The 25837-nt window shown below is 62.6% G+C and carries 23 protein-coding genes and 1 pseudogene; 10 read left to right on the top strand and 14 right to left on the bottom strand.

Annotated elements, in window-relative coordinates; genetic code table 11:
• Nucleotides 1–405: 405 nt before the first annotated feature.
• Nucleotides 406–1464: a magnesium transporter gene (gene mgtE, locus ACVI9W_RS11015; protein ID WP_461530005.1), complete on the top strand. Its 1059-nt coding sequence runs from the start codon at nt 406–408 to the stop codon at nt 1462–1464.
• Nucleotides 1465–1540: 76 nt separating this feature from the next.
• On the opposite strand, the gene ACVI9W_RS11010 is transcribed toward mgtE, so the two are convergent.
• Nucleotides 1541–2737, bottom strand: a complete 1197-nt coding sequence (locus ACVI9W_RS11010) for a class I SAM-dependent rRNA methyltransferase (protein WP_038615623.1) — start codon at nt 2735–2737, stop codon at nt 1541–1543.
• Between the two features lie 207 nt (nt 2738–2944).
• On the opposite strand from ACVI9W_RS11010, the gene ACVI9W_RS11005 reads away from it, so the two are divergent.
• Both ACVI9W_RS11005 and mutM read left to right on the top strand, forming a co-directional pair.
• Nucleotides 2945–3757 carry an HDOD domain-containing protein gene (locus ACVI9W_RS11005; protein WP_174446971.1) on the top strand — a complete coding sequence of 271 codons (813 nt, stop codon included), beginning with the start codon at nt 2945–2947 and terminating at the stop codon, nt 3755–3757.
• A 3-nt stretch (nt 3758–3760) separates the two neighbouring features.
• Entirely contained in the window at nt 3761–4573 is an 813-nt protein-coding gene (gene mutM / locus ACVI9W_RS11000) for a bifunctional DNA-formamidopyrimidine glycosylase/DNA-(apurinic or apyrimidinic site) lyase (RefSeq protein ID WP_038615620.1), read from the top strand.
• A 6-nt stretch (nt 4574–4579) separates the two neighbouring features.
• Here the strand turns inward: mutM and ggt are convergent, their stop codons facing one another.
• The 6 genes from ggt to ACVI9W_RS10970 all read right to left on the bottom strand — a co-directional run bounded on the left by ggt (nt 4580) and on the right by ACVI9W_RS10970 (nt 10837).
• The gene (ggt, locus tag ACVI9W_RS10995) at nt 4580–6268 is read right to left on the bottom strand and encodes a gamma-glutamyltransferase (RefSeq protein WP_461530004.1); all 1689 of its coding nucleotides are present in this window, start codon (nt 6266–6268) and stop codon (nt 4580–4582) included.
• Nucleotides 6268–6519 carry a YfhL family 4Fe-4S dicluster ferredoxin gene (locus tag ACVI9W_RS10990; protein ID WP_007921257.1) on the bottom strand — a complete coding sequence of 84 codons (252 nt, stop codon included), beginning with the start codon at nt 6517–6519 and terminating at the stop codon, nt 6268–6270. Before ACVI9W_RS10990 ends, ggt begins: the two co-directional genes overlap by 1 nt.
• Before the next feature lie 108 nt (nt 6520–6627).
• Nucleotides 6628–7107, bottom strand: a complete 480-nt coding sequence (gene coaD, locus ACVI9W_RS10985; RefSeq protein WP_038615616.1) for a pantetheine-phosphate adenylyltransferase — start codon at nt 7105–7107, stop codon at nt 6628–6630.
• Between the two features lie 112 nt (nt 7108–7219).
• Complete coding sequence (locus tag ACVI9W_RS10980; protein ID WP_461530003.1) at nt 7220–8818, bottom strand: GMC family oxidoreductase; 1599 nt, start codon at nt 8816–8818, stop codon at nt 7220–7222.
• Between the two features lie 28 nt (nt 8819–8846).
• Nucleotides 8847–9380, bottom strand: a complete 534-nt coding sequence (locus tag ACVI9W_RS10975; RefSeq protein WP_461530002.1) for a twin-arginine translocation pathway signal protein — start codon at nt 9378–9380, stop codon at nt 8847–8849.
• Between the two features lie 23 nt (nt 9381–9403).
• Entirely contained in the window at nt 9404–10837 is a 1434-nt protein-coding gene (locus ACVI9W_RS10970) for a coniferyl aldehyde dehydrogenase (RefSeq protein WP_461530001.1), read from the bottom strand.
• Nucleotides 10838–10984: 147 nt separating this feature from the next.
• On the opposite strand from ACVI9W_RS10970, the gene ACVI9W_RS10965 reads away from it, so the two are divergent.
• Together ACVI9W_RS10965 and ACVI9W_RS10960 are read left to right on the top strand one after the other, a co-directional pair.
• Complete coding sequence (locus tag ACVI9W_RS10965; protein ID WP_461530000.1) at nt 10985–11650, top strand: TetR/AcrR family transcriptional regulator; 666 nt, start codon at nt 10985–10987, stop codon at nt 11648–11650.
• 40 nt (nt 11651–11690) lie between these two features.
• Nucleotides 11691–12545: a sulfurtransferase gene (locus tag ACVI9W_RS10960; RefSeq protein WP_461529999.1), complete on the top strand. Its 855-nt coding sequence runs from the start codon at nt 11691–11693 to the stop codon at nt 12543–12545.
• 7 nt (nt 12546–12552) lie between these two features.
• Here ACVI9W_RS10960 and ACVI9W_RS10955 read toward each other — a convergent pair whose 3' ends face one another.
• The 6 genes from ACVI9W_RS10955 to ACVI9W_RS10930 all read right to left on the bottom strand — a co-directional run bounded on the left by ACVI9W_RS10955 (nt 12553) and on the right by ACVI9W_RS10930 (nt 19922).
• Complete coding sequence (locus ACVI9W_RS10955) at nt 12553–13536, bottom strand: hydrolase (RefSeq protein WP_461531822.1); 984 nt, start codon at nt 13534–13536, stop codon at nt 12553–12555.
• 75 nt (nt 13537–13611) lie between these two features.
• Nucleotides 13612–15021 carry a M16 family metallopeptidase gene (locus ACVI9W_RS10950; protein WP_461529998.1) on the bottom strand — a complete coding sequence of 470 codons (1410 nt, stop codon included), beginning with the start codon at nt 15019–15021 and terminating at the stop codon, nt 13612–13614.
• The gene (locus tag ACVI9W_RS10945; RefSeq protein WP_461529997.1) at nt 15014–16363 is read right to left on the bottom strand and encodes a M16 family metallopeptidase; all 1350 of its coding nucleotides are present in this window, start codon (nt 16361–16363) and stop codon (nt 15014–15016) included. Before ACVI9W_RS10945 ends, ACVI9W_RS10950 begins: the two co-directional genes overlap by 8 nt.
• Nucleotides 16364–16481: 118 nt before the next feature.
• Entirely contained in the window at nt 16482–17075 is a 594-nt protein-coding gene (rsmD, locus tag ACVI9W_RS10940; protein ID WP_038615599.1) for a 16S rRNA (guanine(966)-N(2))-methyltransferase RsmD, read from the bottom strand.
• A complete protein-coding gene (locus ACVI9W_RS10935) occupies nt 17075–18574 on the bottom strand; it encodes a M16 family metallopeptidase (protein ID WP_461529996.1) in 1500 nt (499 codons plus the stop codon). Before ACVI9W_RS10935 ends, rsmD begins: the two co-directional genes overlap by 1 nt.
• Complete coding sequence (locus tag ACVI9W_RS10930) at nt 18567–19922, bottom strand: M16 family metallopeptidase (RefSeq protein WP_461529995.1); 1356 nt, start codon at nt 19920–19922, stop codon at nt 18567–18569. Before ACVI9W_RS10930 ends, ACVI9W_RS10935 begins: the two co-directional genes overlap by 8 nt.
• 230 nt (nt 19923–20152) lie before the next feature.
• Here ACVI9W_RS10930 and ftsY point away from each other — a divergent pair, with 230 nt between their 5' ends.
• The 5 genes from ftsY (at nt 20153) to ACVI9W_RS10905 (ending at nt 25010) form a co-directional block, all read left to right on the top strand.
• The gene (gene ftsY / locus ACVI9W_RS10925) at nt 20153–21700 is read left to right on the top strand and encodes a signal recognition particle-docking protein FtsY (RefSeq protein WP_461529994.1); all 1548 of its coding nucleotides are present in this window, start codon (nt 20153–20155) and stop codon (nt 21698–21700) included.
• On the top strand, nt 21697–22368 hold the full coding sequence (gene ftsE / locus ACVI9W_RS10920) for a cell division ATP-binding protein FtsE (protein ID WP_038615591.1): 672 nt from the start codon (nt 21697–21699) through the stop codon (nt 22366–22368). Before ftsY ends, ftsE begins: the two co-directional genes overlap by 4 nt.
• Nucleotides 22365–23393, top strand: a complete 1029-nt coding sequence (gene ftsX / locus ACVI9W_RS10915; RefSeq protein ID WP_038615589.1) for a permease-like cell division protein FtsX — start codon at nt 22365–22367, stop codon at nt 23391–23393. The genes ftsE and ftsX overlap by 4 nt, the downstream gene beginning before the upstream one ends.
• Before the next feature lie 113 nt (nt 23394–23506).
• Nucleotides 23507–24361 (top strand): RNA polymerase sigma factor RpoH, encoded by an 855-nt coding sequence (gene rpoH / locus ACVI9W_RS10910; protein WP_038615587.1) that lies wholly within the window; start codon nt 23507–23509, stop codon nt 24359–24361.
• Between the two features lie 139 nt (nt 24362–24500).
• On the top strand, nt 24501–25010 hold the full coding sequence (locus ACVI9W_RS10905; RefSeq protein ID WP_038615585.1) for a DUF1993 domain-containing protein: 510 nt from the start codon (nt 24501–24503) through the stop codon (nt 25008–25010).
• 63 nt (nt 25011–25073) lie between these two features.
• On the opposite strand, the pseudogene mtgA reads toward ACVI9W_RS10905, so the two are convergent.
• Nucleotides 25074–25831: pseudogene (mtgA, locus tag ACVI9W_RS10900) on the bottom strand (monofunctional biosynthetic peptidoglycan transglycosylase).
• Nucleotides 25832–25837: the final 6 nt, after the last annotated feature.

Here is a 25837-nt window from a genome sequence, read left to right as displayed (position 1 = left end):
CGCTCGGCCAGAGCTCATAAACCCGCCGGGGATGACTGGCGATGAATAGCCCGATTCTACACCGCTGGCGCCGCGAAGGAATGGCGTTGTAGATGGTTGGTGGCGATCGGCGGCGCTGTTGCTCTGCGAATGGTCTGTCAGACCGCTTCTAAGTACGCCTGTAGGACCATTCTGAAATGCCAAAAAAGCCAGGAAAAGCGGCTGTTCCCGCCTGCCGGACTGGCTATTATCCCCGCGCCGCATGTGCGGCTTACGAGACGACACCCTTAATGGACCTTCCCAGTTTCAGTTCATCGCGAACCTACATTCTGGCACTAAACGCAGTGGCGTCAGGGCTGCCCGTTAGCTGACCGACAGCCTTGCCGGTCGGCTTCCAGGCAGCTGCGCTGCTGCCTGGAGATCGATATGACCACAATCCACGAAGCAATCCCGGGCGGACTGGCCTTGCCCCGTGAGCAAGCCCAGGCTCGCCGCGACGACCTGCTGCAGGCCGGCCGCTACCCTGCCGGTACCGCAGGGGCGCTGATGAGCAGCCATTACTCCTGCATCTGCAGCGGCCTGAGCGCGAGCCAGGCCATCGACATGCTGCGCCGCGAAGCCGCTGATGCCGAAACCATCTACCAGTCCTACGTGCTCGACGAGCAGGGCAACCTGCTCGGCACGCTGTCCCTGCGCGAGCTGATTCTTGCCACACCCGAATTGCCGGTAGAGCAACTGATGGTGCACCCGGTGCTCAGTGTCAGCACTGCCACCTCCCAGGAAGAAGTGGCCAGACTGATCAGCGAGCACGATCTGCTGGCCTTGCCAGTGCTGGACCGCGGCGGACGTCTGGTGGGCATCGTTACCTGTGACGATGCCATGGATGTGGTGGTCGAGGAGGCCACCGAGGACTTCCATAAAGGCGCGCTGATCGGTACCCATCTGGGCAACCTGAAGACTGCCACCGTGGGTTTGCTCTATCGCAAACGCGTGCTCTGGCTGGTACTGCTGGTGTTCGGCAACCTGTTTTCCGGAGCGGGTATTGCCGCTTTCGAAGACACTATCGCCGCGCATATCGCCCTGGTGTTCTTCCTGCCGTTGCTGGTCGATAGTGGGGGAAATGCCGGTGCCCAGTCGGCAACGCTGATGGTCCGTGCCCTGGCCACGGGTGAAGTGGTCATGCGTGACTGGTTGAGCTTGCTTGGGCGTGAGTGCGGGGTGGCCCTGGCTCTGGGTGGCACCATGGCTGTTGCGGTGGCATCGTTGGGGGTGTTGCGTGGCGGCCCGGATATTGCCCTGATCGTCGCCAGCAGCATGCTGGTGATTGTCCTGCTGGGTAGCTTGATCGGCATGAGCCTGCCGTTCCTGCTCAGCCGCATGAAGCTCGACCCGGCCACCGCCAGCGGGCCCTTGGTGACGTCGATTGCCGATGCCGCCGGGGTGTTGGTGTATTTCGGGATTGCTTCGCAGGTGCTGGATATTTGAGGGCCTATCGCGGGGCAAGCCCGCTCCCACAGGTATGGATGATCTCTGTGGGAGCGGGCTTGCCCCGCGATGTACCTTAGCTGTTAGGCAGCAGTCGGCAGGTAATGCTCTTGATGTAACGGGTCTCCGGGATTGCCGGGTGGACCGGGTGATCCGGGCCCTGGCCGCCGCGTTCGAGCAGCTGGATGTTGCGGTCCAGGTGGCGGGCGCTGGTCAGCAGGATGTTCTGCAGGTCGTCCTCGGGCAAGTGCATCGAGCACGAAGCGCTGACCAGAATGCCGTCCTTGGTCAGCAGGCGCATGGCCTGTTCGTTCAGACGACGATAGGCGCCTTCACCGTTTTTCAGGTCTTTCTTGCGCTTGATGAAGGCGGGCGGGTCGGCAACGATCACGTCGAAACGCTCTTCGGAGGCCTTGAGTTCCTTCAGTGCTTCGAACACATCGCCTTCAATACAGGTGAGCTTCTCGGCAATGCCGTTGAGCGCGGCGTTGCGCTCAACGCCATCAAGGGCAAAGCCCGAGGCGTCGACGCAGAATACTTCGCTGGCGCCGAAAGCACCGGCCTGCACACCCCAGCCACCGATGTAGCTGAACAGGTCGAGAACGCGCTTGCCCTGAACGTACGGCGCCAGGCGCGCGCGGTTCATGCGGTGGTCGTAGAACCAGCCGGTCTTCTGGCCTTCCATCACCGGGGCTTCGAATTTCACCCCGTTCTCTTCCAGGGCAACCCACTCCGGTACCAGGCCGAATACGGTTTCGACGTAACGGTTCAGGCCTTCGGCGTCGCGAGCGGCCGAGTCGTTCTTGAACAGGATGCCGCTTGGCTTGAGGACCTGGACCAGGGCGGCGATGACGTCGTCCTTGTGCTGTTCCATGGTGGCCGAAGCCAGCTGAACGACCAGAATATCGCCGAAGCGATCGACTACCAGACCCGGCAACAGGTCGGAATCGCCGTACACCAGACGGTAGAACGGCTTGTCGAACAGGCGTTCACGCAGCGACAGGGCCACATTGATGCGGTGCACCAGCAGCGACTTGTCCAGCGCAAGCTTGGCGTCACGCGACAGCAGGCGGGCGCAGATCAGGTTGTTCGGACTCATGGCAACGACGCCCAGGGCCTTGCCACCGGCGGTTTCCAGAATCGCCTGGTCACCGGCCTTGAAGCCATGCAGCGGGGTCGCGGCGACGTCGATTTCGTTGCTGTAAACCCACAGGTGGCCGGCGCGCAGGCGGCGGTCGGCATTGGCTTTGAGACGAAGGCTGGGCAGGGACATGACGTCGCTCCGGGAAAAAAGAGCGGGAGTATAACCCGATGCCCGCTGTGCCGATGGGAATAGCGACAAATTGCAACAGAGCAGTGGCCTTTCGCTTCACCTCTGGCCAGTACGATCGGGTTAGAATCGCCGCTCAGCCCCGAGTGTGTACTTATGTCCCAGGAACTCTCCGCCGAACAGATCCAGCACGCCTTGCAAGGCATCAGCGTGCCGCCACAGCCGCAGATCATGGTCGATCTTCAGTTCGAGCAATACATGCCTGACCCCGACCTTGAGGTGATCGCCAAACTGATCGCCCAGGACCCGGGCCTGTCTGGTGCCTTGCTCAAGCTGGTCAACTCGCCGTATTACGGCCTGACCAACAAGATTGCTTCGATCCAGCGCGCGGTGAGCCTGCTCGGCAGTCGTTCGATCATCAACCTGATCAACGCCCAGTCGATCAAGGGCGAGATGAGCGACGACACCATCGTCACCCTCAACCGTTTCTGGGACACCGCCCAGGACGTGGCCGTGACCTGCCTGACCCTGGCCAAGCGCATCGGCTCGCAGGCGGTTGACGAGGCCTATGCCCTGGGCCTGTTCCACGACTGTGGCGTGCCGCTGATGCTCAAACGCTTCCCCGAGTACATGGGCGTGCTCGAAGACGCCTACGCCAATGCGGGGGCCGACAAGCGGGTGGTCGACACCGAGAACCAGGCGTTCAACACCAACCACGCGGTGGTCGGTTACTACACCGCCAAGTCCTGGCGCCTGCCCGAGCACCTGAGCAATGCCATCGCCAACCACCACAATGCCCTGGCGGTGTTCAGCGATGATTCGGCGCGTAACAGTCAACTGAAGAACCTGCTGGCAATCCTCAAGATGGCCGAGCACATCTGCTCGTCGTACCGGGTGCTGGGCAATCAGAGTGTCGATCACGAGTGGAATGCCGTTGGGCACCTGGTGCTCGACTATGTGGGGCTTTCCGAGTACGACTTTGAGAACCTCAAGCAGACCATTCGCGAATTGGGCAGTCACTGATCCATGCCGGAACTACCAGAAGTCGAGACCACCCGGCGCGGTATTGCGCCTTACCTGGAAGGCCAGCGCGTCAATCGGGTGATCGTGCGCGACCGGCGTCTGCGCTGGCCGATCCCCGAGGACCTCGATATCCGCCTGTCCGGGCAGCGTTTCGTCAAGATCGAGCGCCGCGCCAAATACCTGCTGCTCAATGCCGAGGTCGGGACGCTGATCAGTCACCTGGGCATGTCCGGCAACCTGCGTCTGGTCGAGATCGGCTTGCCGGCTGCCAAGCATGAGCATGTGGATATCGAACTGGAGTCGGGCCTGGCCTTGCGCTATACCGACCCGCGCCGCTTTGGCGCGATGCTCTGGAGCCTTGATCCGCTTAACCATGAGCTGTTGATCAAGCTTGGCCCTGAGCCGTTGACCGACCTGTTCGATGGCGAGCGCCTGTTCCAGCTGTCGCGTGGCAAGGCCATGGCGGTCAAACCATTCATCATGGATAACGCGGTGGTGGTCGGGGTCGGCAACATTTATGCGACCGAGGCCCTGTTCGCTGCCGGTATCGATCCGCGCCGCGAAGCCGGGAGCATCTCGCGGGCGCGTTACCTGAAGCTGGCGATCGAGATCAAACGCATCCTCGCCTGCGCGATCGAGCGTGGCGGCACCACCTTGCGCGACTTTGTCGGCGGTGATGGCCAACCGGGCTATTTCCAGCAAGAGCTTTTTGTCTACGGACGCCGGGAAGAGCCCTGCAAGGTTTGCGGCAGTATCCTGCGCGAGGTCAAGCTCGGCCAGCGCGCCAGCGTGTTCTGCCCGCGCTGTCAGAAGTGAGGGTGCTCAGCGTGGGCTGAGCACTTCAGCGGCACCCACGCCACGCGGGTCGCTGGCGGCTTCCAGGGTCTGCCTGGATTTATCCCAGTACAACACTTGCTGGTTACCGTAAGTGCGACCCAGATCCTTGAGCTGGTAGCCGCGTGCATTTAGCGCGCGCTGCTGTTCGGCGCTGAACGCGCCCGGTTCGTGCTCGACCACATCCGGCAGGTACTGGTGGTGATAGCGCGGCACTGCGGGCCAGTTGGCGACCGGCTTGCCTTCGAGAAACCCCAGCATCGACAACAGCACCATGCTCGGGATGCGGCTGCCGCCCGGTGTGCCGAAGGCGGCGAACTGCGTCGGGCTCTCGATAAAACTCGGGCTCATGCTCGACAGTGGCCGCTTGCCGGCTGCCACGGCATTGGCCTGGCTGCCGGCCAGGCCATAGCTGTTGCTGCCGCGCGGGTCGGCGGCGAAGTCGTCCATCTCGTTGTTCAATACCACGCCGGTACCGGGCGCGCTGAAGGCTGCGCCGAACGGCAGGTTGACCGACAGCGTTGCGGCTACGGCGTTGCCTTCGGCGTCGATCACCGCGAAGTGGGTGGTGTGGTCGCCTTCGCGCCAGGCCGGGGCGGGCGGTAGGCTGCTGCTGGGCGTGGCCTGGTGCACGTCGATGCTGTCGGCAAGGCTGGTCAGGTAATTGCGCGCCAGCAGTTGCGGCAGCGGGTTGGCGACGTAATCCGGATCGCCGAGCAGGCCGCGGTCGCGGTAGGCACGGCGTAGTACTTCCAGCACGTAATGGCTACGTTGCACCGGCTCGGCACTCTGCCAGGGCAGGCGCTGCAGCATCGCCAGGCTCTGGGCCAGGGCTACGCCGCCGGCTGACGGCGGCGGGGCGCTGATCAGTTCGCGCTGGTCGGCCAGCTGGTAGCGCAACGGCTCGCGTTTGGCCGTGCGGTAGTTGGCCAGGTCATCCAGGCTCCAGATCCCGCCTGCGGCCTGAACGCCCTGGACCATGGCCTGGGCGGTCGGGCCGTTGTAGAAACCGTCGCGTCCCTGCTGGGCAATGCGCTCAAGGGTTACCGCCAATTCCGGTTGGCGGATCTGTGCACCAAGCGCGGGGACCTCGCCGTTCTTGAGGAACAGCCGGGCGCTTTCCGGATCGTCGCGCAGGGCGCTCAAGCGCATCTTGGCCCGATCGCGGTAAATGCGGTCGACGGCAAAACCCTGGTTGGCCAGGCGAATGGCCGGGGCCAGGGTGTTTTTCAGCGGTAGCTTGCCGTAATGCGCAGCGAGGTCCGCCAGTGCCGCCGGCAAGCCGGGAATCGCGGCGGCCAGAGGGCCGTTGATGGACAGGCCAGGCTGAACCTTGCCGTCCTTCAGGTACATGGCCTCGCTGGCTTTGCCTGGCGCCCGCTCGCGGGCGTCGATAAACGCGTAGCGTGCCGGCGTCTCGCCTTCGCGCAGAAGGAAGAACCCACCGCCACCGAGGCCGGATCCATAGGGTTCGACGACAGCCAGCGCTGCGCTGACCGCAATCGCCGCATCGAAGGCGTTACCGCCTTGGTCGAGGACTTCCCGGGCGGCGGCAGTGGCTTCGGCATGCGGGCTGGCAATCGCGGCACGCCCCGGGCCCTGTGCCTGGGCACTGGCAACCCCCAGCGCCAGGGTGGCGCCAAGAATGAACGGAGCGAGCCTGGCGACGAACGGCATCAGGCCTTGCCGGTGATTTTGCGGTACTTGGCCATCAGTTCTTCTTCGGTCTCCGGATGGGCTTCATCCAGCGGGATGCAGTCAACCGGGCAGACTTGTTGGCACTGTGGCTCGTCATAGTGGCCGACGCACTGGGTGCACAGGTTCGGGTCGATCACGTAGATCTCTTCGCCCTGGGAGATAGCGGCGTTCGGGCACTCGGGTTCGCAGACGTCGCAGTTGATGCAATCGTCGGTGATGATCAGGGACATGGGGACTCCGGCCCGGGCTCAGAACCCGGGCATTTGAAAACCAATGGACACAATTGTGCCGCATTAGCGCCCGCAGTGCACGCGGGCGCCGTGGTCAAATCGCCGATGTCACTTCTTGAAGCGTTCGGTCAGGGCGTCGGCCACGATCGGATGGACGAATTTGCTGATGTCGCCACCCAGTGCCGCAATTTCCCGGACCAGGGTCGAGGAAATGAACGAATAACGCTCGGAAGGGGTCAGGAACAGGCTTTCGACGTCCGGTGCCAACTGACGGTTCATGTTCGCCAGCTGGAACTCGTACTCGAAGTCCGAGACGGCACGCAGGCCGCGCAGGAACACATTGGCCTGCTGTTCCTTGGCAAAGTGCGCGAGCAAGGAGGAGAAGCCGATGACTTCGACATTGGGCAGGTGCTTGGTGACCTCACGAGCCAGTTCCACCCGTTGTTCCAGCGGGAACAGCGGGTTTTTCTTGGGGCTGGCGGCGACCGCAATGATCACCTGATCGAACAGCCGCGAGGCTCGCTCGACCAGATCGCCATGGCCCTTGGTAATAGGGTCGAAAGTACCTGGGTACAACACTCGGTTCATCGCGTCGTCCTGGCAGGAGTGCGTTGGGGAGTCGGATGGTATCGCAGCAGTGGCAGTCGGCCAAGTCGCCTGCGCACGCTGAAGGCACTATAGACAGGCTGCCCGTTTGTTGTCATCTCCCGGTACCCAGGCGTTCGATCAGGCCATCGGTGAGTCGCGCGCTGAGGCCATACACCGATAGCTGCGGGTTGGCGCCGATGCTGGTGGGGAACAATGAGCCGTCGTGGATCGACAGGTTGGCCAGCTGATGATGCCGTCCGAGACTGTCGCAGACAGCCTGGCGTGGGTCTTCGCCCATGGCGCAACCGCCCATGACGTGGGCGCTGCCCAGGCGCGTGCGAAACAGCTCAAGACTCAGGCCGTCGATCATCTGCCGGGCCTCGCCCAGGGTTTTCACGTAGCGACCATCGCTGTGCAGCGGCAACACCGCCTCGGCACCTGCGGCGAACTGGATCTCGGCCATGCTGTGGAAGGCGCGGCGCACGCCGTCCCAGGCGTAGGGCGAAACCTGATAGTCGAGTACCGGCGAGCCGTCGCCGCGCAGCTGGACTTCACCGCCAATGCTGTCCGGGTGGAAGCCGTCACGCAGCAGGGCGAGCATTACGTGGGTATTGGGCAGTTGTTCCATGCGCATGGCATTTTCACTGCCGAAGCTGCCCAGCAGGGTGCTGGCCAGCGCCGGGTGCAGTGGCGGCACTTCGAGTTTGTAACCGATCGGCCCGCTGACGCCGTCGCGCCACTGAAAGTGGTCGGAGTAGATCGACTGCGGTGCGCCGTAGAACGGATTGACCTGGTCCTTGAACAGCCCGGCACTGAAGTTCACCAGATGCAGAAACGTGCGCTTGCCCAGGCGCTCATGCGGGTCCGGAGCGTCCGAGCGCAGCAGCAGGGCCGGGCTGTTGATCCCGCCACCGGCGAGGATGTAGTGGCGCGCCTTGACCTGAATCTTGCGCCCGGTCGGGTTCACGCAGCGCTCATCCATCGCCAGGCATTGCAGGCCGCTGATGCGCTCGCCGTCGTGGATCAAGCGTTCGGCGCGGGCCAGGTAGAGCAACTCGCCGCCTTTTTCCAGGGTAGCGGGAATGCTGGTGACCAGCATCGATTGCTTGGCATTGACCGGGCAGCCCATGCCGCAATAACCCAGGTTCCAGCAGCCGCGCACGTTGCGTGGAATGACCTTCCAGTTGTAATCGAGGGCTGCACAGCCGCGCTTGAGCACCTCGTTGTTGGCATTCGGCGGCATGACCCAGGGGGCGATGCCCAGGCGCTGTTCCATGCGTTCGAACCAGGGGGCCAGTTCGCCGCTGCTCAGGCCTTTGACGCCGTGTTCGCTGGCCCAGTGCTGCAGGGTCGGCTCGGGGGTGCGAAAGCTCGAGGTCCAGTTGATCAAGGTGGTGCCGCCCACCGCGCGGCCTTGAAGGATGGTGATGGCGCCATCCTTGCTCATGCGGCCGATGCCTTCTTGATAGAGGTTGGCGTAGGCCTGGTCTTCAAGCAGATGGAAGTCGCTGCTGGTCTTGAGCGGGCCTTCTTCGATCAGCAGCACCTTGAAACCGGCGGCGCTGAGCAGTTCGGCGCTGGTGGCTCCGCCGGCGCCGCTGCCGATGATGGCGATATCGGTTTCCAGGCTCAGGTCGTGGTCCAGGCGCGAGGCGTCGCGGGCTTTCCAGCCGCGGCCAAGGCCTTCGCGAAACAGGTCGGGTACGGGCATCTTCAGCCTCTTGTCGTTATAGGGTGATTCAGATTTTTGGTGGGCCTGGGTAGCCGCAACGGGCCCAGGACTCCGGCATCTCGTACCAGGCCATCTGCAACAGCTGCAGCAGCGAGGCATGGCCCATGCGCAACAGATTCAGCGAACTGTTCTCCCAGCGCTGCAAAAAGGCCTGGATTTGCTCGATGCTTGCGTTCTCCCAACTGCCCCAGATCCCGGTCAGCGGCCCTCGGGTCACCGGCAGGGCGAGTACGTCGAACAGTTGCAGGGTCAGCTTGAGCATCGCCGGGGACAGGCTGGCGAGCTTGTTGTCCAGGCGCTGCAGTACGGCTTCCAGGTGTTCGGCGGCTGGCGTACCGGCAAGGATTACCGGGATCAGTGTCCGCAGAATCGGCAGATCGCTCTGGCGCAGGCTGATGAAACCGCTGGCCGGGGTTTGTGCCGAGCACCCTGTAAGGCTGGCGCCCAACCCGGCGGTGGCCAGGAACGCGCTGGCGCCGAGGCTGAACTTGAGTAACCCGCGGCGGCTCAAGGCGGGTGTTGCAGGCAGACTTGTGGTCATTGTTGTTGTGCCTGGTCGTGGTGTTAGCGGATGAAAAGTTTGTACACCAGCTTGATCAAGGTCTTGCCATAGGGCGGGTAGATCAAGCGGGCGGCGTTGAAGCGCTGCTTGGCGAATACTGCCTTGGCCTTGCTGAAGGTCAGGAAGCCCTCGTGGCCGTGGTAGTGGCCCATGCCTGAGGGGCCGACACCACCAAAAGGCAGATCGTCCTGGGCCACGTGCAGCAAGGTGTCGTTGAGGCAGACGCCACCGGAGTGGGTCTGTTCCAGAACCCTCTGCTGCTCGGCCCGGTCGTAGCCGAAGTAGTAGAGCGCCAGGGGGCGGGGGCGCTGATTGATGTATGAAAGAGCCTGATCGAGGCTGTCGTAGGGCACCAGCGGCAGCAGCGGGCCGAAGATCTCGTCCTGCATCACGCGCATCTGGTCATTGACCTGCAGCAGCAAGTGAGGCGGCAAACGTCGGCCTTGTCGTGCTTCTTGCGGGTACAGGTCAACGATCTTCGCGCCCTTGTCGCGGGCATCGCTCAGGTAACTTTCCAGGCGTGCCAGGTGACGCGGGTTGATGATCGCGCTGTAGTCCGGGTTGTCAGCCACGTTCGGGTAAAAGCGATGAACAACGTTGCGGTAGGCCGTGGCGAAGTCGTCCAGGCGTTTGCGTGGCACCAGCACGTAGTCCGGTGCTACGCAGGTCTGTCCGGCATTCAGGGTTTTGCCGAAGGCAATGCGCTCTGCGGCGTCGGCCAGGGGCACACTGGCCGAGACAATGGCTGGCGATTTACCGCCCAGCTCCAGGGTTACCGGGGTCAGGTTCTGCGCTGCCGCCAGCATCACATGACGGCCGACACTGGTGGCGCCGGTGAATAGCAGGTGGTCGAAGGGCAGACGCGAGAAGGCTTCGCCGACATCCGCTTCGCCCAGCGCCACACTGACCAGGTCTTCGGGGAATGCGGTTTGCAGCAATTGCTTGAGCAGCAGGCCGGTGGCCGGCGTGGCTTCGCTGAGCTTGAGCATGACCCGGTTGCCAGCGGCCAGGGCGCAGGTCAAAGGGCCAATGGCCAGAAACAGCGGATAGTTCCACGGCACGATGATCCCGACCACGCCCAGCGGCTGGTACAGCACCTTGGCGCTGGCCGGCTGGAAGGCCAGGCCGACCTTGCGCGGTGAGGCCTTCATCCACTGCTTTAGATGGGCCTCGGCATGATGCAGGCCCTGGACGCTGGGCATCAGCTCGGCCAGGCGGGTTTCGTCGGCACTGCGGCCGCTGAAGTCTTCGCTGATGGCTGCGATCAGTGCGTCCTGATGGGCGAGCAACAGCTGGCGCAGGCTTTTCAGCCATTGCCGGCGTTGCGCCAGTGGCGGCATCGGGTTGCCAGCAAACGCCTGGCGCTGGGCGTTGAACTGGGTGGCAAGGTCTTCAACGGCAGTCGCAGGCAAAACACGAGCAGCATCGGCAGTCATGCGAAACTCCACGGCATTGTTTTTCTAGAGCTTATACTCTAACCGGAGTGTTTTGCGATCCTTTTTTCACGACAGGCAGGTACATCCACATTCGGATAAACCGTAAGATGGACCTATTCAATCAAAGCTCGGCCTCTGGAGCTGATCATGGCCCCGCGTATCAAGACCCGCGAACGCATCGTGCAGAACAGCCTGGAGCTGTTCAACCAGCAGGGTGAGCGCAGTGTCAGCACCAACCACATCGCCGCCCACATGGAGATTTCCCCGGGCAACCTGTACTACCACTTCGCCAACAAGCAGGAAATCATCGCTGTGCTCTTCACCCGGTATGAAGAGCAGGTCGAAAGCTTTCTGCGCCCGCCGCAAGGGCGCCCCTCGACTGTCGAAGACAAACGCTTCTACCTCAAGGAGCTGCTGGCGGCGATGTGGGACTACCGCTTTTTGCATCGCGACCTTGAACACCTGCTCGACAGTGACAAGGAACTGGCGGCGCGCTACCGGCGTTTTTCCCAGCGTTGCCTGATCCAGGGTCAGTCCATTTACCGCGGATTCGTCGAAGCCGGGATCGTGCAGATGGACGCCGTGCAGATCGAGTCGCTGACCCTCAACGCCTGGATCGTGCTGACCTCCTGGGTACGCTTTCTGTGCACCACCCGGGAGAATTCGGCGCACTTGAGTGAAGATGCCTTCAAACGCGGCATCTATCAGGTGCTGGTCCTTGAGCTCGGCTTTGTTACTGCCCAGGCGCGCCCGGCGGTGGATGCCCTGTGCCAGGAATTCTACGTTTCGCTCAACCAGGCACTGGAGCAATAAACGCCCAGGCCCTATCCGTTCAATCGTTCAGGAGACTGTCATGCCTCTCGCGCAACTGATCACTGCCCAGCAATTGGCCGAACGCCTGGAGGCGCCGGCGCTGGTGATACTGGATTGCCGCTTTGCCCTGGAAGATATCGATTATGGCCAGCGCAGCTATGCCGAGGGGCATATTGCCGGTGCGCATTTCGCCGACCTTGAACGCGACCTGAGCGGCCCGGTCATCAAGGGCGTGACCGGGCGTCACCCTTTGCCGGATCCGCAGCACCTGATCGAGCGTCTGCGTGCCTGGGGGATCAACAACGACAGCGAGATCGTTCTTTATGACGATGGCCCTGGTGCTTTCGCCGCCCGCGCCTGGTGGCTGCTGGCCTGGCTGGGCAAGCGCAGCGGTGTGTCGATCCTCGATGGCGGCCTGAAGGCCTGGCACGCGGCAAAGTTACCGTTGAGTCTCGACGCCCCGGAAAAACGTGTAGGTACCTTCAAGGGCGAGCCCGATGAAGCACTGGTGCTTGACGCCACACAGCTGGGTAAGCGTCTGGGCCAGCCCGACCTGACCCTGATCGATGCCCGCGGCCTGCCACGTTTCCGCGGTGAAGTAGAGCCCATCGACCCGGTGGCCGGACATATTCCGGGGGCGCAATGTGCAGCGTTCACCGACAACCTGGGGGCTGACGGACGGTTTCTGCCGGCGGCTCAACTGAAGAAACGCTTTGCCGAGAAACTGGGCAAGCGGTCGCCAGAGCAACTCGTGGCCTATTGCGGCTCTGGAGTGACGGCGTGCCATAACCTGTTTGCCTTGTCGCTGGCGGGATATCCGCTGGGCAAGCTGTATGCGGGGTCGTGGAGCGAGTGGATTACCGATCCACAGCGCCAGGTTGCCAAGGGCGACTGAAAAAGTCTCAGATAGCTCCCAGCCACTGCGGGATCCGCCGTTCCAGGTAATACCCCGGCTCCCGCACGCTGCCGTCGACAAAGCCGACATGGCCACCGCGAGAATGCAGCTCGAAGGTGGTCTGGCTCGGTAGTTCATTGGCTTCAGGCAGGCTATGGCTGAACACGAACGGGTCATCGCTGGAATGGATGATCAGCGTCGGTGTGCGGTTTTCCCCGAGAAAATACCGGCTCGATGCCCGGCGGTAATAGTCCTTGGCATCGGCAAAACCATTGAGCGGTGCGGTCACTCGACCATCAAAGTCCCAGAACGTGCGCAGGTTCTCCAGGGGCCCAAGACGCTCCAGTGCGGCGAGGCCTTCATGGTGGCCGTGATGCTGGAAGTGGCGCTGTTTGTCTTTCACATAGGCAAGCATGGCGCGCATGAAATGCGCCTGATAGACCCGCGAAAACCCCAGGCCGATACGATCGGCGCACTGGTCCAGACGAAACGGCACCGATACCGCCACCGCAGCCTGCAGCTGACTTGCCGAGCCCGCTTCGCCAAGGTGCTTGAGCAGCACATTGCCGCCCAGCGAGTAGCCGACGGCATACAGCGGCGCTTGTGGGCGTTGCGCACGCAGGTGGTCGATGGCTTCGGCGAGGTCCTCGCTGGCGCCGGAGTGGTAGCTGCGCGGCAGCAGGTTCGGTTCGCCCGAGCAACCACGCCAGTTCAGTGCGACGCTGGCCCAGCCGCGGTCAGCCAAGGCCTGTTGCATACCAATGACGTAGGGCGAGCTGGACGAACCTGTCAGCCCGTGCAGCACCAGCACCAGCGGGGTGTTGGCCTCGTGCGGACCGTGCCAGTCGAGGTCGAGGAAATCGCCATCGGCCAGCCACAGGCGCTCGCGTTGGCGGTGCAGGGCTGCCGACTTGCGCCAGAGCGGCCCCCAAAGCGTCTGCAGATGCGGATTGCCCAGCCCCAGGGCGGGTTTGAAGGGGCTGGGGGTGATGGGATACATCGTGGTGTGCTCGCAGATTGCTTTCAGACAAGTGTAAATCCGGTTACCGACACTTGCCCGGGTCGATCATCCGTTAGCGGGAGCGAATGCGGGCAAGTCGTGCTGTTCGACCGACGGGCCGACACTGATCTGCACCAGCTTGTCGAGCTTCAGGTGATTTTTCAACACGACCTTCAGCTGATCCAGGGTCAATGCCTGCACTTGATCGAGAAAGGTCTGGCGGTTGTCCAGCGGTAACTGGTTGAAGCCGATGGTGCTCAGAATGCCGCTGATCTGCTGGTTGCTCACCGATCCCAGCAGGTAGCTGCCGCGTAACTTCTGTTTCGCGTCATCGAATTCCTTCTGGCTTGGTCCTTGTTCGGCATAGTCCTCAAGCAGTTGCTCCAGCAATGTCATTGCGGCGTCGCGGTATTTGCCCTGGACCTGGGTGGTGAACGTCCAGAGGCCGTTGACAGGATGCTGCCTGAGCTTTGATCCGGCGCCATAGGTCAAACCGCGGCGAGTGCGCAGTTCATCGAACAGCCGCGAGGTGCCGCCGGGGCCGCCCAGTATCAGGTTGGCCAGGGTCAAGGCAGGCGCATCGGGATGTTGAACACTGATGCCGGGGATGGCGAACAACAGCAGCGCCTGGCTGCCGGGGTGTTCCAGATGGTAGATCTCGGGTTCGAAGCTGGCGGCTACCGGTAGCGGCGGGAGTGCCGGGCCTGCGGGCAACGCCGCTGACACCTGCGCGGCAATGGCCCGGGCCTGCTCCAGCGACAGATCCCCGACCAGGGTAATCACCGCATTGCCTGCGCTGAAGGCTCGTTGGTGAAAGGCGCGAAGATCAGTGACGGTGAGGGCATTGATGGTCTGCTCTGCGCCATAACTGTTGGTGGCGTAGGGATGATTGGCGAACACATGCTCGTAGAGCCGGTCGATGGCCTTGTAGGTTGCGTAGTGTTGCCGCTGCGCCACCAGGCCGTTGAGCTGGTCCTTGATCTGCTGCAGTTTGTCTTCGGCAAACTGTGGTTGACCCAGTACTTCACTCAGCAACCCCACCGCTTTGGTCCGTTGCTGTTCATCACTCAGGCTGCGTAGCTTCACCGTAGCGCTGTCATGCACTACCGCTTTGCTGAACTGCGCACCGATCTCGTCGAAGCCTTCGGCGATCTGCATGGCATCGCGCTGCTGGGTGCCCTCATCGAGCATGCCCAGGGGGAGCTGTGCCAGGCCGGCGGCGCCGTCATCCCTGGCACTGCCAGCGGCAAAATCAACCTGAAGATCAAACATCGGCAATTGCCTGCGTTGTACAAACAGGACCTTGCTGCCTTGTGGCGTCTGCCATGACTCGATCGCTAACTGCAGCCGGGCGGGAGCGGGTACTGTGACTTTCAGCGACTCCAGTTCAAGCGGCCGGGGTTGCGCCTGGGCCTGTGAAGCAGCGCCTGCCAGTAGCAGAAAGAGAGGGAGGAATGTTCGGGTGAGCTTATTCATCGTCGGCCTCCTTGGTCTGCAGGTAGGCAACCGCCAGGCGTTCAGCGGTGAAGTAGTCGCTGGCGGCCTGCTGTACTTGTTCGGGCGTTACTCCCTCAAGGTTGCTTCGGTCGTTGTCCAGTTGAGACGCTGGCAGGCCACTGCCCAGCATGGCAGCGATATCACTGGCCTGGCCGCTGAGGGAGTCCTGGAAAAAGGTGTTTTCGGCCAGCAGCAGAGCACGCGCACGCGCTAGCTCGGCAGTGCTTGGCGGCGTGTTTTTGATCGCTTGCAGTTGTGCCCAGATAGCCGCCTGCAGGTCGGCCAGTGGTTTGGGTTGGGCAGTATTGATCGATGCCGAAATTTCGAACAACGTATCGCCCCTGGCCAGCGCCCCGTAGCTGACCTTGGGGCTGAACAGCAGCGCTTGCTGGCGCTCCAGCCGGCTACTGAGGCGGGCACTCAAGCCTTTGCCCAGCAGTGCGTCGAGCAGACGCAAGGCATGGACGTCGGTCGCCGACTCCGCTGTGGCGTAGGTCGGTACGTTGAACGCCATGACAAGCCTTGGCCTGCTGAACGCATCGTAAACCGTCACCTGTCGTGGTCCTGTCGCAGCCGATTGCAGGGGGAGCTTGGTGTGCGGGAGGATTTGCCGGGTGAAACCGGCGAAGTACTGCTCAACCTCACGTCTCACCGCATCGAGCTGAACGTCGCCGACAATGATCAATGTGGCATTGTTGGGCGCGTACCAGGTGCGATACCAGGCTTGCAGCTCATCGTTGTGCATGCGCTCAAGGTCGCTCATCCAGCCAATCACCGGGGTGCGATAGCTGCTTTGTGGATAGGCGATGGCTTGCAGCTGCTCGTCGAGCCTGGACGCCGGATATTCATCGACTCTTTCGCGGCGCTCGGACCTGACGGCCTCGATTTCGCGAGCGAATTCGCTATCACTGAGGTCAGCGCCCTTCAGCAGGTCGGCACTCAGCTCCAGGGCTACCGCCAGCCGTTCACTGGGCAGGGTCTGGTGATGAACGGTGAAATCGCGATTGGTATAGGCGTTGTCAGTGCCGCCCAGGCGTTCGATGACTTTCGAAAACTCCCCCGGTGCGGTCTTGGCGCTACCCCGGTAGAGCAGGTGTTCGAGGGCATGGGACAACCCGGATTGCCCAGGGTACTCATGGCTTGAGCCCACCTTGATCAGCAGGTGGGTGGTGACGACCGGTGCCCGGCGGTCCTCGCTGACGACCACATGCAGGCCGTTTTCCAGGGTGAATTCATGGCGTTCAGGGGGATCGGCCAGGGCCTGGCCAGATACCAGCAACAGGCCGAGCAGGCCGCTGGTGAAGGAAATACGTCGATCCATGACAGTGCTCCTTGTGGTTGATGACCAGAAGCACGATCAGGCAAAAAGGCGAGCGAAAGGGGATAGATATCTATTGCACAGTGTGACGACCCCGCCGTAGCAGGGTCGTCGTTGCAACTCAGCTGCGCTGCCAGAGGGCGTAGTACACCTGGCCAGCCTTCTTCTCACGGTGCAGGCGCCAGTTGCCGGGCAGCTGCAAGGTCGAAGGCGGGGTTTCGCTCTCGGTGTAGATCCAGGCGTTTTCGGCCAGCCACTGGCGCTCTTCAAGCAGGGCACAGGTGGTTGCCAGCAGGTTCTGGTGGAACGGCGGATCAAGGAATACCAGGTCGAAGGTCTGCTTCGGCTCCCCCTGCAGGTAGCGCTGGGCATCGCTCTGGATGACCTGGCCGCGCGGGCAGCGCAGGGTTTCCAGGTTCTGCCGCAGGCTGGCAATGGCCGCCGGGTTGCTGTCCAGCGCCACGGCCTCGGCGGCACCGCGCGAGAGTGCTTCCAGGTACAAGGCGCCACTTCCGGTATAGGCATCGAGTACCTTGGCCCCTTCGATATGCGGCGCCAGCCAGTTGAACAGGGTTTCGCGCACCCGGTCTGGCGTCGGGCGCAGGCCGGGGGCGTCAGGGAAGCTCAGGCGACGGCTGCGCCATTCGCCGGCAATGATGCGCAGCTGGCCCTGGCCGTTGTGTGGCTTGGCCGATTTGGCGGATGGACTGGCCATTAATGCTCCGGTACACCAAGCGGCTGCTCGGCGGGTTTGTCAGTGGGTGGCGGCAGAGGTTTCTGCGGCACGCTCGGGCCTGCAGTGACGATGACCATCTTGTCGGCGGCGAGGTGCTTGTTCAGGGCGGTCTTGACCTGTTCGGTGGTCAGCGCCTGGGATTGTTGCATGTAGTCTTCCAGCCAGGTCAGCGGCAGGCCGTAGAAGCCGATGGCGCCCAACTGGCCGACGATGCTGGCGTTGCTGGCATTGGACAGTGGGAAGCTGCCGGCCAGCTCGCGCTTGGCATCATCCAGTTCCTGCTGGCTCGGGCCGGTCTTGAGGTAGTCGGCGAGGATGTCCTGAACCAGTTTCAGGGTGCCTTCGCTGAGTTCGGCACGGGTCTGCAGGTTGATCATGAACGGCCCGCGCACCTGCATCGGGCTGAACACCGAGTAGACGCCGTAGGTCAGGCCGCGCTTCTCACGTACTTCGCTCATCAGGCGGGTACCGAAGGTGCCGCCACCGAGGATCTGGTTGCCCAGCGACAGTGCTGCGTAGTCCGGGTCGTTGCGGTCGATACCCAGCTGGGCCAGCATCAGGTGGGTCTGCTTGGAGGGGAAGTCGATGTGCGTGGTGCCAGGCTTGGGCTCGGCAGGCTGAGGCAGCTTGGCCAGCGCCGGGCCTTTGGGCAGGGCGGCCGAGACCTGGGCAGCAATGGCTTCGGCGTCGCCGCGGCTCAGGTCGCCGACCAGGGCGATGACGGTATTGCCCGCGGCATAGGCCTTGGCGTGGAAGGCCCGCAATTGCTCGAGGGTGATCGGTGGAATGCTCTTGGCATCGCCATCACTTGGATGGGCATACGGGTGGCTGCCATACAGTTTCTCGAACAGCGCGATGCTGGCCAGCTTGCCCGGGTTCTGCTTCTGGTACTCGAAACCGGCCTGCATCTGGTTCTTGATGCGTGTCAGGGCATCCTGCGGGAAGGTCGGCTTGCCGACTACCTCGGCGAACAGCTTCAGCGCCGGCTCACGCTTGTCCGCTGCACTCAGGCTGCGCAGGGTGGCCACGGCCATGTCGCGGTAGGCACCGTTGCCAAAGTCGGCACCGAGGCCTTCGAAGCCTTCGGCAATCGCGGTAACGTCCTTGCCGGCCACGCCTTCGTTGAGCATGGCGTTGGTCAGGGTTGCCAGGCCCGGAGCATCACCGTCCTGGCTGCTGCCGGCGGCGAAGGTCAGGCGCAGGTCGAACATCGGCAGCTCGCGCGCTTCGACGAACAGTACCTTGGCGCCTTCAGTGGTGTTCCAGGTCTGAATGTTCAGTTGCCGGCGGCTCGGTGCCTTGCCGTCCAGCTCCGCCAGCGTCTGCAGGGTGTTGGTCGGTTTGGCTGCGGTGCTATTGGCCGGTTGTGCGGTGTTGTCCGAGTGGGCCGGCTTGGCCAGGACAAACGCCAACACACCAACCAGCGACAGGATGCCGAGACCGATCAGGGTGTAGCGGGGTGCGCTGCGTTCACTCATGAGCGTTCTCCTCGGGCAGTACATGGGCAACGCTCAGGCGTTCGCGGGTGAAATAGGTGCGCGCAGCGCTCTGGATGTCGGCCGGGGTCACGCTTTTCAGTTCGTCGAGCTCGCTGTCGATCAGCTTCCACGACAGACCGACGGTCTCGAGCATGCCGATGGCAGTGGCCTGGCTGCTGATCGAGTCGCGATCGTAGACCAGTCCGGCGATGACCTGGGCGCGCACGCGCTCAAGCTCTTCAGCCGAAGGTGGGGTGGTCTTGAGTTCGTCGAGCAGCTTCCAGATACCGCTTTCAACATCGGCCAGGGTTTTGTTCTTCTGCTGGTTCGGCGTGGCCGAGATCAGGAACAGGCTGTCGCCGCGGGTGAACGGGTTGTAGTTGGACGAGGCGCCGGACACCAGCTCCTGGCCGCGTTCCAGCTGGCTTGGCAGGCGGGCGCTGTAGCCGCCGTCGAGCAGTGCCGAGATCAGGCGCAGGGCGTGCACGGTGCGCGGGTCCTTGGCGGTGGCCAGGCCCGGAACGTTGAAACCGTAGATCAGGCTCGGCAGTTGCGTCCGTACATGCAGGGTGGTCTCGCGCAGGCCGGGCTCGGCCAGCTCCAGTGGCAGCTTGGCCGGTGGAATCGCACGTTTGGGGATGGCGCCGAAGAAACGCTGGGCCAGGCCTTTGACCTCGTCGACCGTCACGTCACCGACCACCACCAGGGTGGCGTTGTTCGGCGTGTACCAGGATTCGTACCAGTGGCGCAGTTCCTCGACCTTCATGCGATCGAGGTCAGCCATCCAGCCGATGGTCGGGGTACGGTAGCTGCTGGCCGGGAAGGCCATGGCGCTGAACAGCTCGAAGGCTTTGGCATTGGGTTGATCGTCGGTGCGCAGGCGGCGCTCCTCCTTGATCACCTCGATTTCGCGGCTGAACTCGTCGGCGGGCAGGCGCAGGCTGCTCATGCGGTCGGCCTCCAGCTCCAGGGCCACCGGCAGACGGTCGCGGGCCAGTACCTGGTAATAAGCGGTGTAGTCGTCGCTGGTGAAGGCGTTCTCTTCGGCCCCCAGGTCGCGCAGGATGCGCGAAGCTTCGCCGGGGCCGAGTTTCTCGCTGCCCTTGAACATCATGTGTTCCAGCGCGTGGGACAGACCGGTCTGGCCCGGGGACTCATAGGTGGAGCCGACCTTGTACCAGATCTGCGAGACCACCACTGGCGCGCGGTGGTCTTCGCGCACGACCACTTTCAGGCCGTTGTCGAGAATGAACTCGTGGGTGGGCTGCGGATCGGCGGCAAAGGCGGCGAACGGCAGACAAACTGTGCTGAGCAACAGGCCAGCGGCGCGGCGGGCTAGAGCATTCATACGTTGTTTAACCTGTAGGACTGCCCGCGTGGTCTTAGCGTCAGCGGGCTAGGAGGTGCTAGGATACTGATCCGGTTGCCTGACGACCATGCCTGTTGCGGATCTGACCCGCAGGCTTGATGACAAAATGCTGCGCATGAACGAGCCGGAATAAAAGTAGTCTGTTCTGCGTTAAAAGAATTTTCGAGGCGCCGCAGTGGCGCATCGCTACCCTGAGATAGCCGTCTTCCATGTTTGGTTCCAACGACGACAAAAAGACGCCGGCCGCGGCTGGTGAAAAGAAAGGCCTGTTCGGCTGGCTGCGCAAAAAGCCCCAGCCACCAGTTGCCGAACAGCCACAAGCCCCTGCACCGGTTGAGCCTGAGCAGCCTGCAGCGCTGACCAGCGAAGCGCCGGTCGCCCCGGCGCCAATCGACGGTGCCCACACGCCTGTACCCGCACCTGCCGTTGCGCCGGAGCCTGCTGTCGTCGCACCAGCGGTGGTTGCAGTCGAGGCGCCGCCCGCGCCGTCCGTCGGTTTGGTCCTGCCGGTGCCTGAAGAGCCGGTTGCCCTGGTAGCAGACCTTGAGCCGCACACCCCGCCACCGATCCCGGAGCGTCCGGCACCGGTCGCGGCTCCTGTGGTAGAGCCCGCATCGGTGGTTGTCCAGCCTGAACCGGTTGCAGCGCCGGTCGTTGTCCAGCCTGAACCGGTTGCAGCGCCAGTCGTTGAGCCCGAGCCTGCTCCAGTGGCTCCAGTGGCTCCAGTGGCTCCAGTGGCTCCAGTGGCCACCGTTGCGCCTGTAGCCCCTGTTGTCGAACCCACGCCTGTCGAGGCGCCTGCTCCGGCCCGTAGCGAAGAGAACAAGGCTGGCTTCTTTGCCCGCCTCAAGCAGGGCTTGTCGAAGACCAGCGCCAGCATCGGCGAGGGCATGGCCAGCCTGTTCCTGGGCAAGAAAGCCATCGACGACGACTTGCTCGACGAGATCGAGACCCGCCTGCTGACCGCCGACGTTGGCGTTGAAGCCACCTCGGTGATCGTCCAGAGCCTGACCCAGAAGGTTGCGCGCAAGCAACTGGCCGACAGCGATGCCCTGTACAAATCCCTGCAAGGCGAGCTGGCCGGCCTGCTCAAACCAGTCGAGCAGCCACTGCGCATCCAGTCTCAAACCAAGCCTTTCGTGATTCTGGTGGTTGGCGTCAACGGCGCCGGTAAAACCACGACCATCGGCAAACTGGCGAAAAAGCTGCAGCTGGAAGGCAAGAAAGTCATGCTGGCTGCTGGCGACACCTTCCGTGCCGCAGCCGTCGAGCAGTTGCAGGTCTGGGGCGAGCGCAACCAGATTCCGGTCATTGCCCAGCACACCGGCGCCGACTCCGCTTCGGTGATCTTCGACGCCGTCCAGGCCGCCAAGGCGCGCGGCGTCGATGTGCTGATCGCCGATACCGCCGGTCGCCTGCACACCAAAGACAACCTGATGGAAGAGTTGAAAAAGGTCCGTCGGGTGATCGGCAAGCTCGATGCCGACGCGCCGCATGAAGTCCTGTTGGTGCTGGACGCCGGCACCGGACAGAACGCGATCAACCAGGCCAAGCACTTCAACCAGAGCGTTGAACTCACCGGCCTGGCCCTGACCAAGCTCGACGGCACCGCCAAGGGTGGGGTGATCTTCGCCCTGGCCAAGCAGTTCGGTCTGCCGATCCGCTATATTGGCGTAGGCGAAGGCATCGACGATCTGCGCACTTTCGAAGCCGAACCCTTCGTGAAAGCACTGTTTGCCGAGCGGGAGCATCCATGATTCGATTCGAACAGGTCGCCAAGCGCTACCCCAATGGCCACGTAGGCCTGCATGAGTTGAGTTTTCGGGTGCGTCGGGGCGAGTTTCTGTTCGTCACCGGCCATTCCGGCGCCGGCAAAAGCACCTTGCTGCGCCTGCTGCTGGCCATGGAGCGACCGACCAGCGGCAAGCTGCTGCTGGCCGGGCAGGATCTGGGGCAGATCAGCAACGCGCAGATTCCGTTCCTGCGTCGACAGATCGGCGTGGTGTTCCAGAATCACCAACTGCTGTTCGACCGTACCGTGTTCAACAACGTTGCCTTGCCGCTGCAGATCCTTGGCCTGTCCAAGGCCGAGGTGGCCAAGCGCGTCGACTCGGCGCTCGAGCGTGTAGCCCTGTCGGACAAAGCCGAGCTGTTTCCCGGCGACCTGTCCACCGGCCAGCAACAACGGGTCGGTATTGCCCGCGCCATCGTGCACCGTCCGGCCTTGCTGCTGGCGGATGAGCCCACCGGTAACCTCGACCCGCGCCTGGCCGCGGAGATCATGGGGGTATTCGAAGACATCAACCGCCTGGGCACCAGCGTGCTGATTGCCAGTCACGACCTGGCACTGATCGCGCGTATGCGCCATCGCATGCTGACCCTGCAGCGCGGCCGCTTGATCGGCGACGGGGAGGCCGGGCAATGAGTGCGACACGCAGTCCAAAGGTTTCCGAACGGGTCGCGCCGAAAGCCGCCGATCCGGCACCTGAAAAGAACAAACGCAACAGCCATGACGACGATGGTCCGGATTTCCGCACCCTGTTGCACGCCTGGCTGGAAAGCCACCGCTCCAGCCTGCTCGACAGCTTGCGGCGCCTGGCCAAACAGCCGATCGGCAGCTTTTTCACCTGTCTGGTGATGGCCGTGGCCCTGAGCCTGCCCATGGGCCTGTCGTTGCTGCTCAGCAACGTCGAGCGTCTGGGTGGTTCGTGGCAGCGCGCGGCGCAGATTTCCCTGTACCTCAAGCTCGACGCCAGCAGCCGTGACGGCGAAGCCCTGCGTGAGCAGATCAAGGGCTTGCCGGGTGTGGCTGAGGCGGAGTACGTCAGCCGCGAGAAGGCGCTGGAAGAGTTCCAGCAGCAGTCCGGGCTCGGTGATGCGCTACGCGAACTGCCGGAAAACCCGCTACCCGGCGTGGTCGTGGTGACCCCGGCGGAAGTCGACAAACCAGCCCTCGAAGCCTTGCGCCAGCGTCTTGCGGAACTGCCCAAGGTGGATGCGGCGCAGCTGGACCTGGTCTGGGTCGAGCGCTTGGCCGCGATCCTCAAGCTGGGTGACCGTTTTGTCTTCGGTCTGACGGTTTTGCTGGTTTCGGCGCTGCTTTTGGTAATTGGTAACACAATTCGCCTGCACATCGAGAACCGCCGTACCGAGATCGAAGTGATCAAGCTGGTAGGCGGCACCGACAGCTATGTGCGCCGGCCTTTCCTGTACATGGGCGCCTTGTACGGCCTGGGTGCTGGGGTATTGGCTTGGGGCGTACTGGCATTCGGCCTGAACTGGCTGAACGACGCGGTAATCGGGCTTTCCGGGCTATATGGCAGTGATTTTGCCCTAGCCGGGGTTCCGCCTGCCGATGGTCTGTCGCTCTTGCTTGGTGCGGTACTGTTAGGGTATATCGGTGCTTGGATTGCGGTCGCCCGCCACCTGAGCGAGCTTGCACCGCGATAGTGTCTTTTTGCTGCTATTGACTCTTTTTATTTTTAGGGAACTTGTTTCGCGGTTCCCGGTCAATGTTGGCAGTGCCTGCGGGCACGAGTTTAGTGAGTCGGAGGTTTTTTCGTATGACCACTTCGTTGCAACCTGCCTATGCCCTGGTTCCCGGCGCAAACCTGGAAGCCTATGTGCACACGGTCAACAGCATTCCATTGCTGACGCCGGAGCAGGAGCGTGAACTGGCCGAGAGTCTCTACTATGAGCAGAATCTTGAGGCGGCTCGGCAAATGGTGCTCGCCCACCTGCGGTTTGTCGTACATATCGCTCGCAGCTATTCCGGCTACGGGCTGGCCCAGGCTGACCTGATTCAGGAAGGCAATGTTGGCCTGATGAAAGCGGTCAAGCGTTTCAACCCTGAAATGGGTGTGCGCCTGGTGTCCTTTGCCGTGCACTGGATCAAGGCCGAGATTCACGAGTTCATCCTGCGCAACTGGCGCATTGTCAAAGTCGCGACCACCAAGGCCCAGCGCAAGCTGTTCTTCAACCTGCGTAGCCAGAAAAAACGTCTGGCCTGGCTGAACAACGATGAAGTGCATCGTGTAGCCGAAAGCCTGGGGGTCGAGCCACGTGAAGTGCGCGAGATGGAGAGCCGCCTGACCGGTCAGGACATGGCCTTCGATCCAGCGTCCGAAGCCGACGACGACAGTGCCTTCCAGTCGCCGGCCAATTACCTGGAAGACCATCGCTACGACCCGGCGCTTCAGCTTGAAGATGCCGACTGGAGCGACAACTCCACCAGCAACCTGCACGAAGCCTTGCAGGGCCTGGACGACCGTAGCCGCGACATCCTCTACCAGCGCTGGCTGGCCGAGGAAAAGGCCACGCTTCACGACCTGGCCGAGAAATACAGCGTATCCGCCGAGCGGATTCGTCAGCTGGAGAAGAATGCGATGAACAAGGTGAAAGCCTTGATCGCAATCTGAGCCGCGCTACGGCAATAAACAAAAAGCCCCGACATGTCGGGGCTTTTTTATGGCGCCAGGTCTTTCAGGTGCCAGCGCAAGTCTATAATCGCGCCACGCTGGCCCCGTCACTTTTTCCGCCACCCCTGTCGAGACTGCTATGACCATTTCCTTGTATGCCGCTTCTGTTCCTGTTTTCAAGCAAATGCTCAACGCCTTGAGTGATGTTCTGAACAAGGCCGAAGCTCACGCCACGGCGAAAAACATTGATCCGAGCGTGTTCCTGCAGGCTCGCCTGTACCCGGATATGTTTCCACTGGTTCGCCAGGTGCAGATCGCCGTTGATTTTGCCAAAGGTGTATCGGCGCGTCTGGCTGAGGTCGAGCTGCCGAAATACGATGACAACGAAACCACTTTTGCTGAACTGCAAGCGCTGATCAGCAAGGTTCTGGCTTTCCTGGACGGCGTTGCGCCGGCGCAGATCGATGGCAAGGAAGGCATCGAAATCGTGACCCGTCCGGGCACGCCAAAAGAGAAGCGCTTCAGTGGTCAGGCTTATTTGCTGACCTACGGCCTGCCGCAGTTCTTCTTCCACGTCACCACCACTTACGCAATCTTGCGTCACAACGGTGTGGAAGTGGGCAAGCGTGACTACATGGGCGCGTTCTAAGGCGTTTACCGCGTAATCGGCAAGCAGTAAAAACCCGGCAAGGTGTGCGCTTTGCCGGGTTTTTTATTGGTTCCAGGGCGCCTTGCGCGGGCTGTCCAGCTGCGCCAGGTAGCCGCTGCCACCCAACTGGCGCATCTGCTGACGGATCCAGCCGGCACGCCGTGCCACGTAACTGCTGGGGCGGCTGGCGCTCCAGTTCAGCGGGCTGGGCAGCACGGCGGCCAACAGGCTGGCCTGCTGACGGCTCAGGCGGCTGGCATCGACACCGAAATGATGCTGCGCGGCGGCTTGGGCGCCGAACACGCCTTCGCCCCATTCGGCACTGTTGAGGTAGACCTCAAGTATCCGCTCCTTGGACCACAACAACTCGATCAGGGCGGTGAACCAGGCTTCCAGGCCCTTGCGCAGCCAGCTGCGCCCCGACCAGAGAAACTGGTTCTTGGCCACTTGCTGGCTCAGGGTGCTGGCACCGCGAATGCTGCCACCGCGTTCGTTATGGGCCAGGGCGGCCTGGATGGCGATGAAGTCGAAGCCCCAGTGATTGGCGAATTTCTGGTCTTCACCGGCGATCACCGCCACCTTGAGCTCATCGGAAATGCGCTCCCAGGGCTCCCAGTCACGCTGCAGGTCAATCGGCTGGCCGTTGAACCAGGATTCGACCTTGCGTTCGACCATCAGCGCCGTACCCGGCGGCGGTACCCAGCGCAATACCAGCACCAGCATAGCGCTGCCAGCGGCGAACCAGAGCAGGGCGCGGACAAGACGGCGGATAATGGACGACAACATAGAGATGGCTTGGCCGAACCGAATGAGCGGGCCATTATACA

It is taken from the genome of Pseudomonas sp. 210_17 TE3656 (assembly GCF_054821965.1).
The sequence above is the reverse complement of the archived record's forward strand: the minus strand, read 5'-3'. Positions and strand labels throughout refer to the sequence as shown.

Excerpts from the sequence above, each read along its gene's own strand:
- ftsE (WP_038615591.1), top strand. The coding sequence starts at position 21,697 with ATGATTCGATTCGAACAGGTCGCCAAGCGCTACCCCAATGGCCACGTA.
- ACVI9W_RS10975 (WP_461530002.1), bottom strand. The coding sequence starts at position 9,380 with ATGACCACAAGTCTGCCTGCAACACCCGCCTTGAGCCGCCGCGGGTTA.
- ACVI9W_RS10965 (WP_461530000.1), top strand. The coding sequence starts at position 10,985 with ATGGCCCCGCGTATCAAGACCCGCGAACGCATCGTGCAGAACAGCCTG.
- ftsX (WP_038615589.1), top strand. The coding sequence starts at position 22,365 with ATGAGTGCGACACGCAGTCCAAAGGTTTCCGAACGGGTCGCGCCGAAA.
- ACVI9W_RS10945 (WP_461529997.1), bottom strand. The coding sequence starts at position 16,363 with ATGGATCGACGTATTTCCTTCACCAGCGGCCTGCTCGGCCTGTTGCTG.
- coaD (WP_038615616.1), bottom strand. The coding sequence starts at position 7,107 with ATGAACCGAGTGTTGTACCCAGGTACTTTCGACCCTATTACCAAGGGC.
- mgtE (WP_461530005.1), top strand. The coding sequence starts at position 406 with ATGACCACAATCCACGAAGCAATCCCGGGCGGACTGGCCTTGCCCCGT.
- ACVI9W_RS10930 (WP_461529995.1), bottom strand. The coding sequence starts at position 19,922 with ATGAATGCTCTAGCCCGCCGCGCCGCTGGCCTGTTGCTCAGCACAGTT.
- ACVI9W_RS10950 (WP_461529998.1), bottom strand. The coding sequence starts at position 15,021 with ATGAATAAGCTCACCCGAACATTCCTCCCTCTCTTTCTGCTACTGGCA.
- ACVI9W_RS11010 (WP_038615623.1), bottom strand. The coding sequence starts at position 2,737 with ATGTCCCTGCCCAGCCTTCGTCTCAAAGCCAATGCCGACCGCCGCCTG.
- ACVI9W_RS10970 (WP_461530001.1), bottom strand. The coding sequence starts at position 10,837 with ATGACTGCCGATGCTGCTCGTGTTTTGCCTGCGACTGCCGTTGAAGAC.
- ggt (WP_461530004.1), bottom strand. The coding sequence starts at position 6,268 with ATGCCGTTCGTCGCCAGGCTCGCTCCGTTCATTCTTGGCGCCACCCTG.
- rsmD (WP_038615599.1), bottom strand. The coding sequence starts at position 17,075 with ATGGCCAGTCCATCCGCCAAATCGGCCAAGCCACACAACGGCCAGGGC.
- ACVI9W_RS10960 (WP_461529999.1), top strand. The coding sequence starts at position 11,691 with ATGCCTCTCGCGCAACTGATCACTGCCCAGCAATTGGCCGAACGCCTG.
- mutM (WP_038615620.1), top strand. The coding sequence starts at position 3,761 with ATGCCGGAACTACCAGAAGTCGAGACCACCCGGCGCGGTATTGCGCCT.
- ACVI9W_RS10980 (WP_461530003.1), bottom strand. The coding sequence starts at position 8,818 with ATGCCCGTACCCGACCTGTTTCGCGAAGGCCTTGGCCGCGGCTGGAAA.
- rpoH (WP_038615587.1), top strand. The coding sequence starts at position 23,507 with ATGACCACTTCGTTGCAACCTGCCTATGCCCTGGTTCCCGGCGCAAAC.
- ACVI9W_RS10905 (WP_038615585.1), top strand. The coding sequence starts at position 24,501 with ATGACCATTTCCTTGTATGCCGCTTCTGTTCCTGTTTTCAAGCAAATG.
- ftsY (WP_461529994.1), top strand. The coding sequence starts at position 20,153 with ATGTTTGGTTCCAACGACGACAAAAAGACGCCGGCCGCGGCTGGTGAA.
- ACVI9W_RS10990 (WP_007921257.1), bottom strand. The coding sequence starts at position 6,519 with ATGTCCCTGATCATCACCGACGATTGCATCAACTGCGACGTCTGCGAA.
- ACVI9W_RS10935 (WP_461529996.1), bottom strand. The coding sequence starts at position 18,574 with ATGAGTGAACGCAGCGCACCCCGCTACACCCTGATCGGTCTCGGCATC.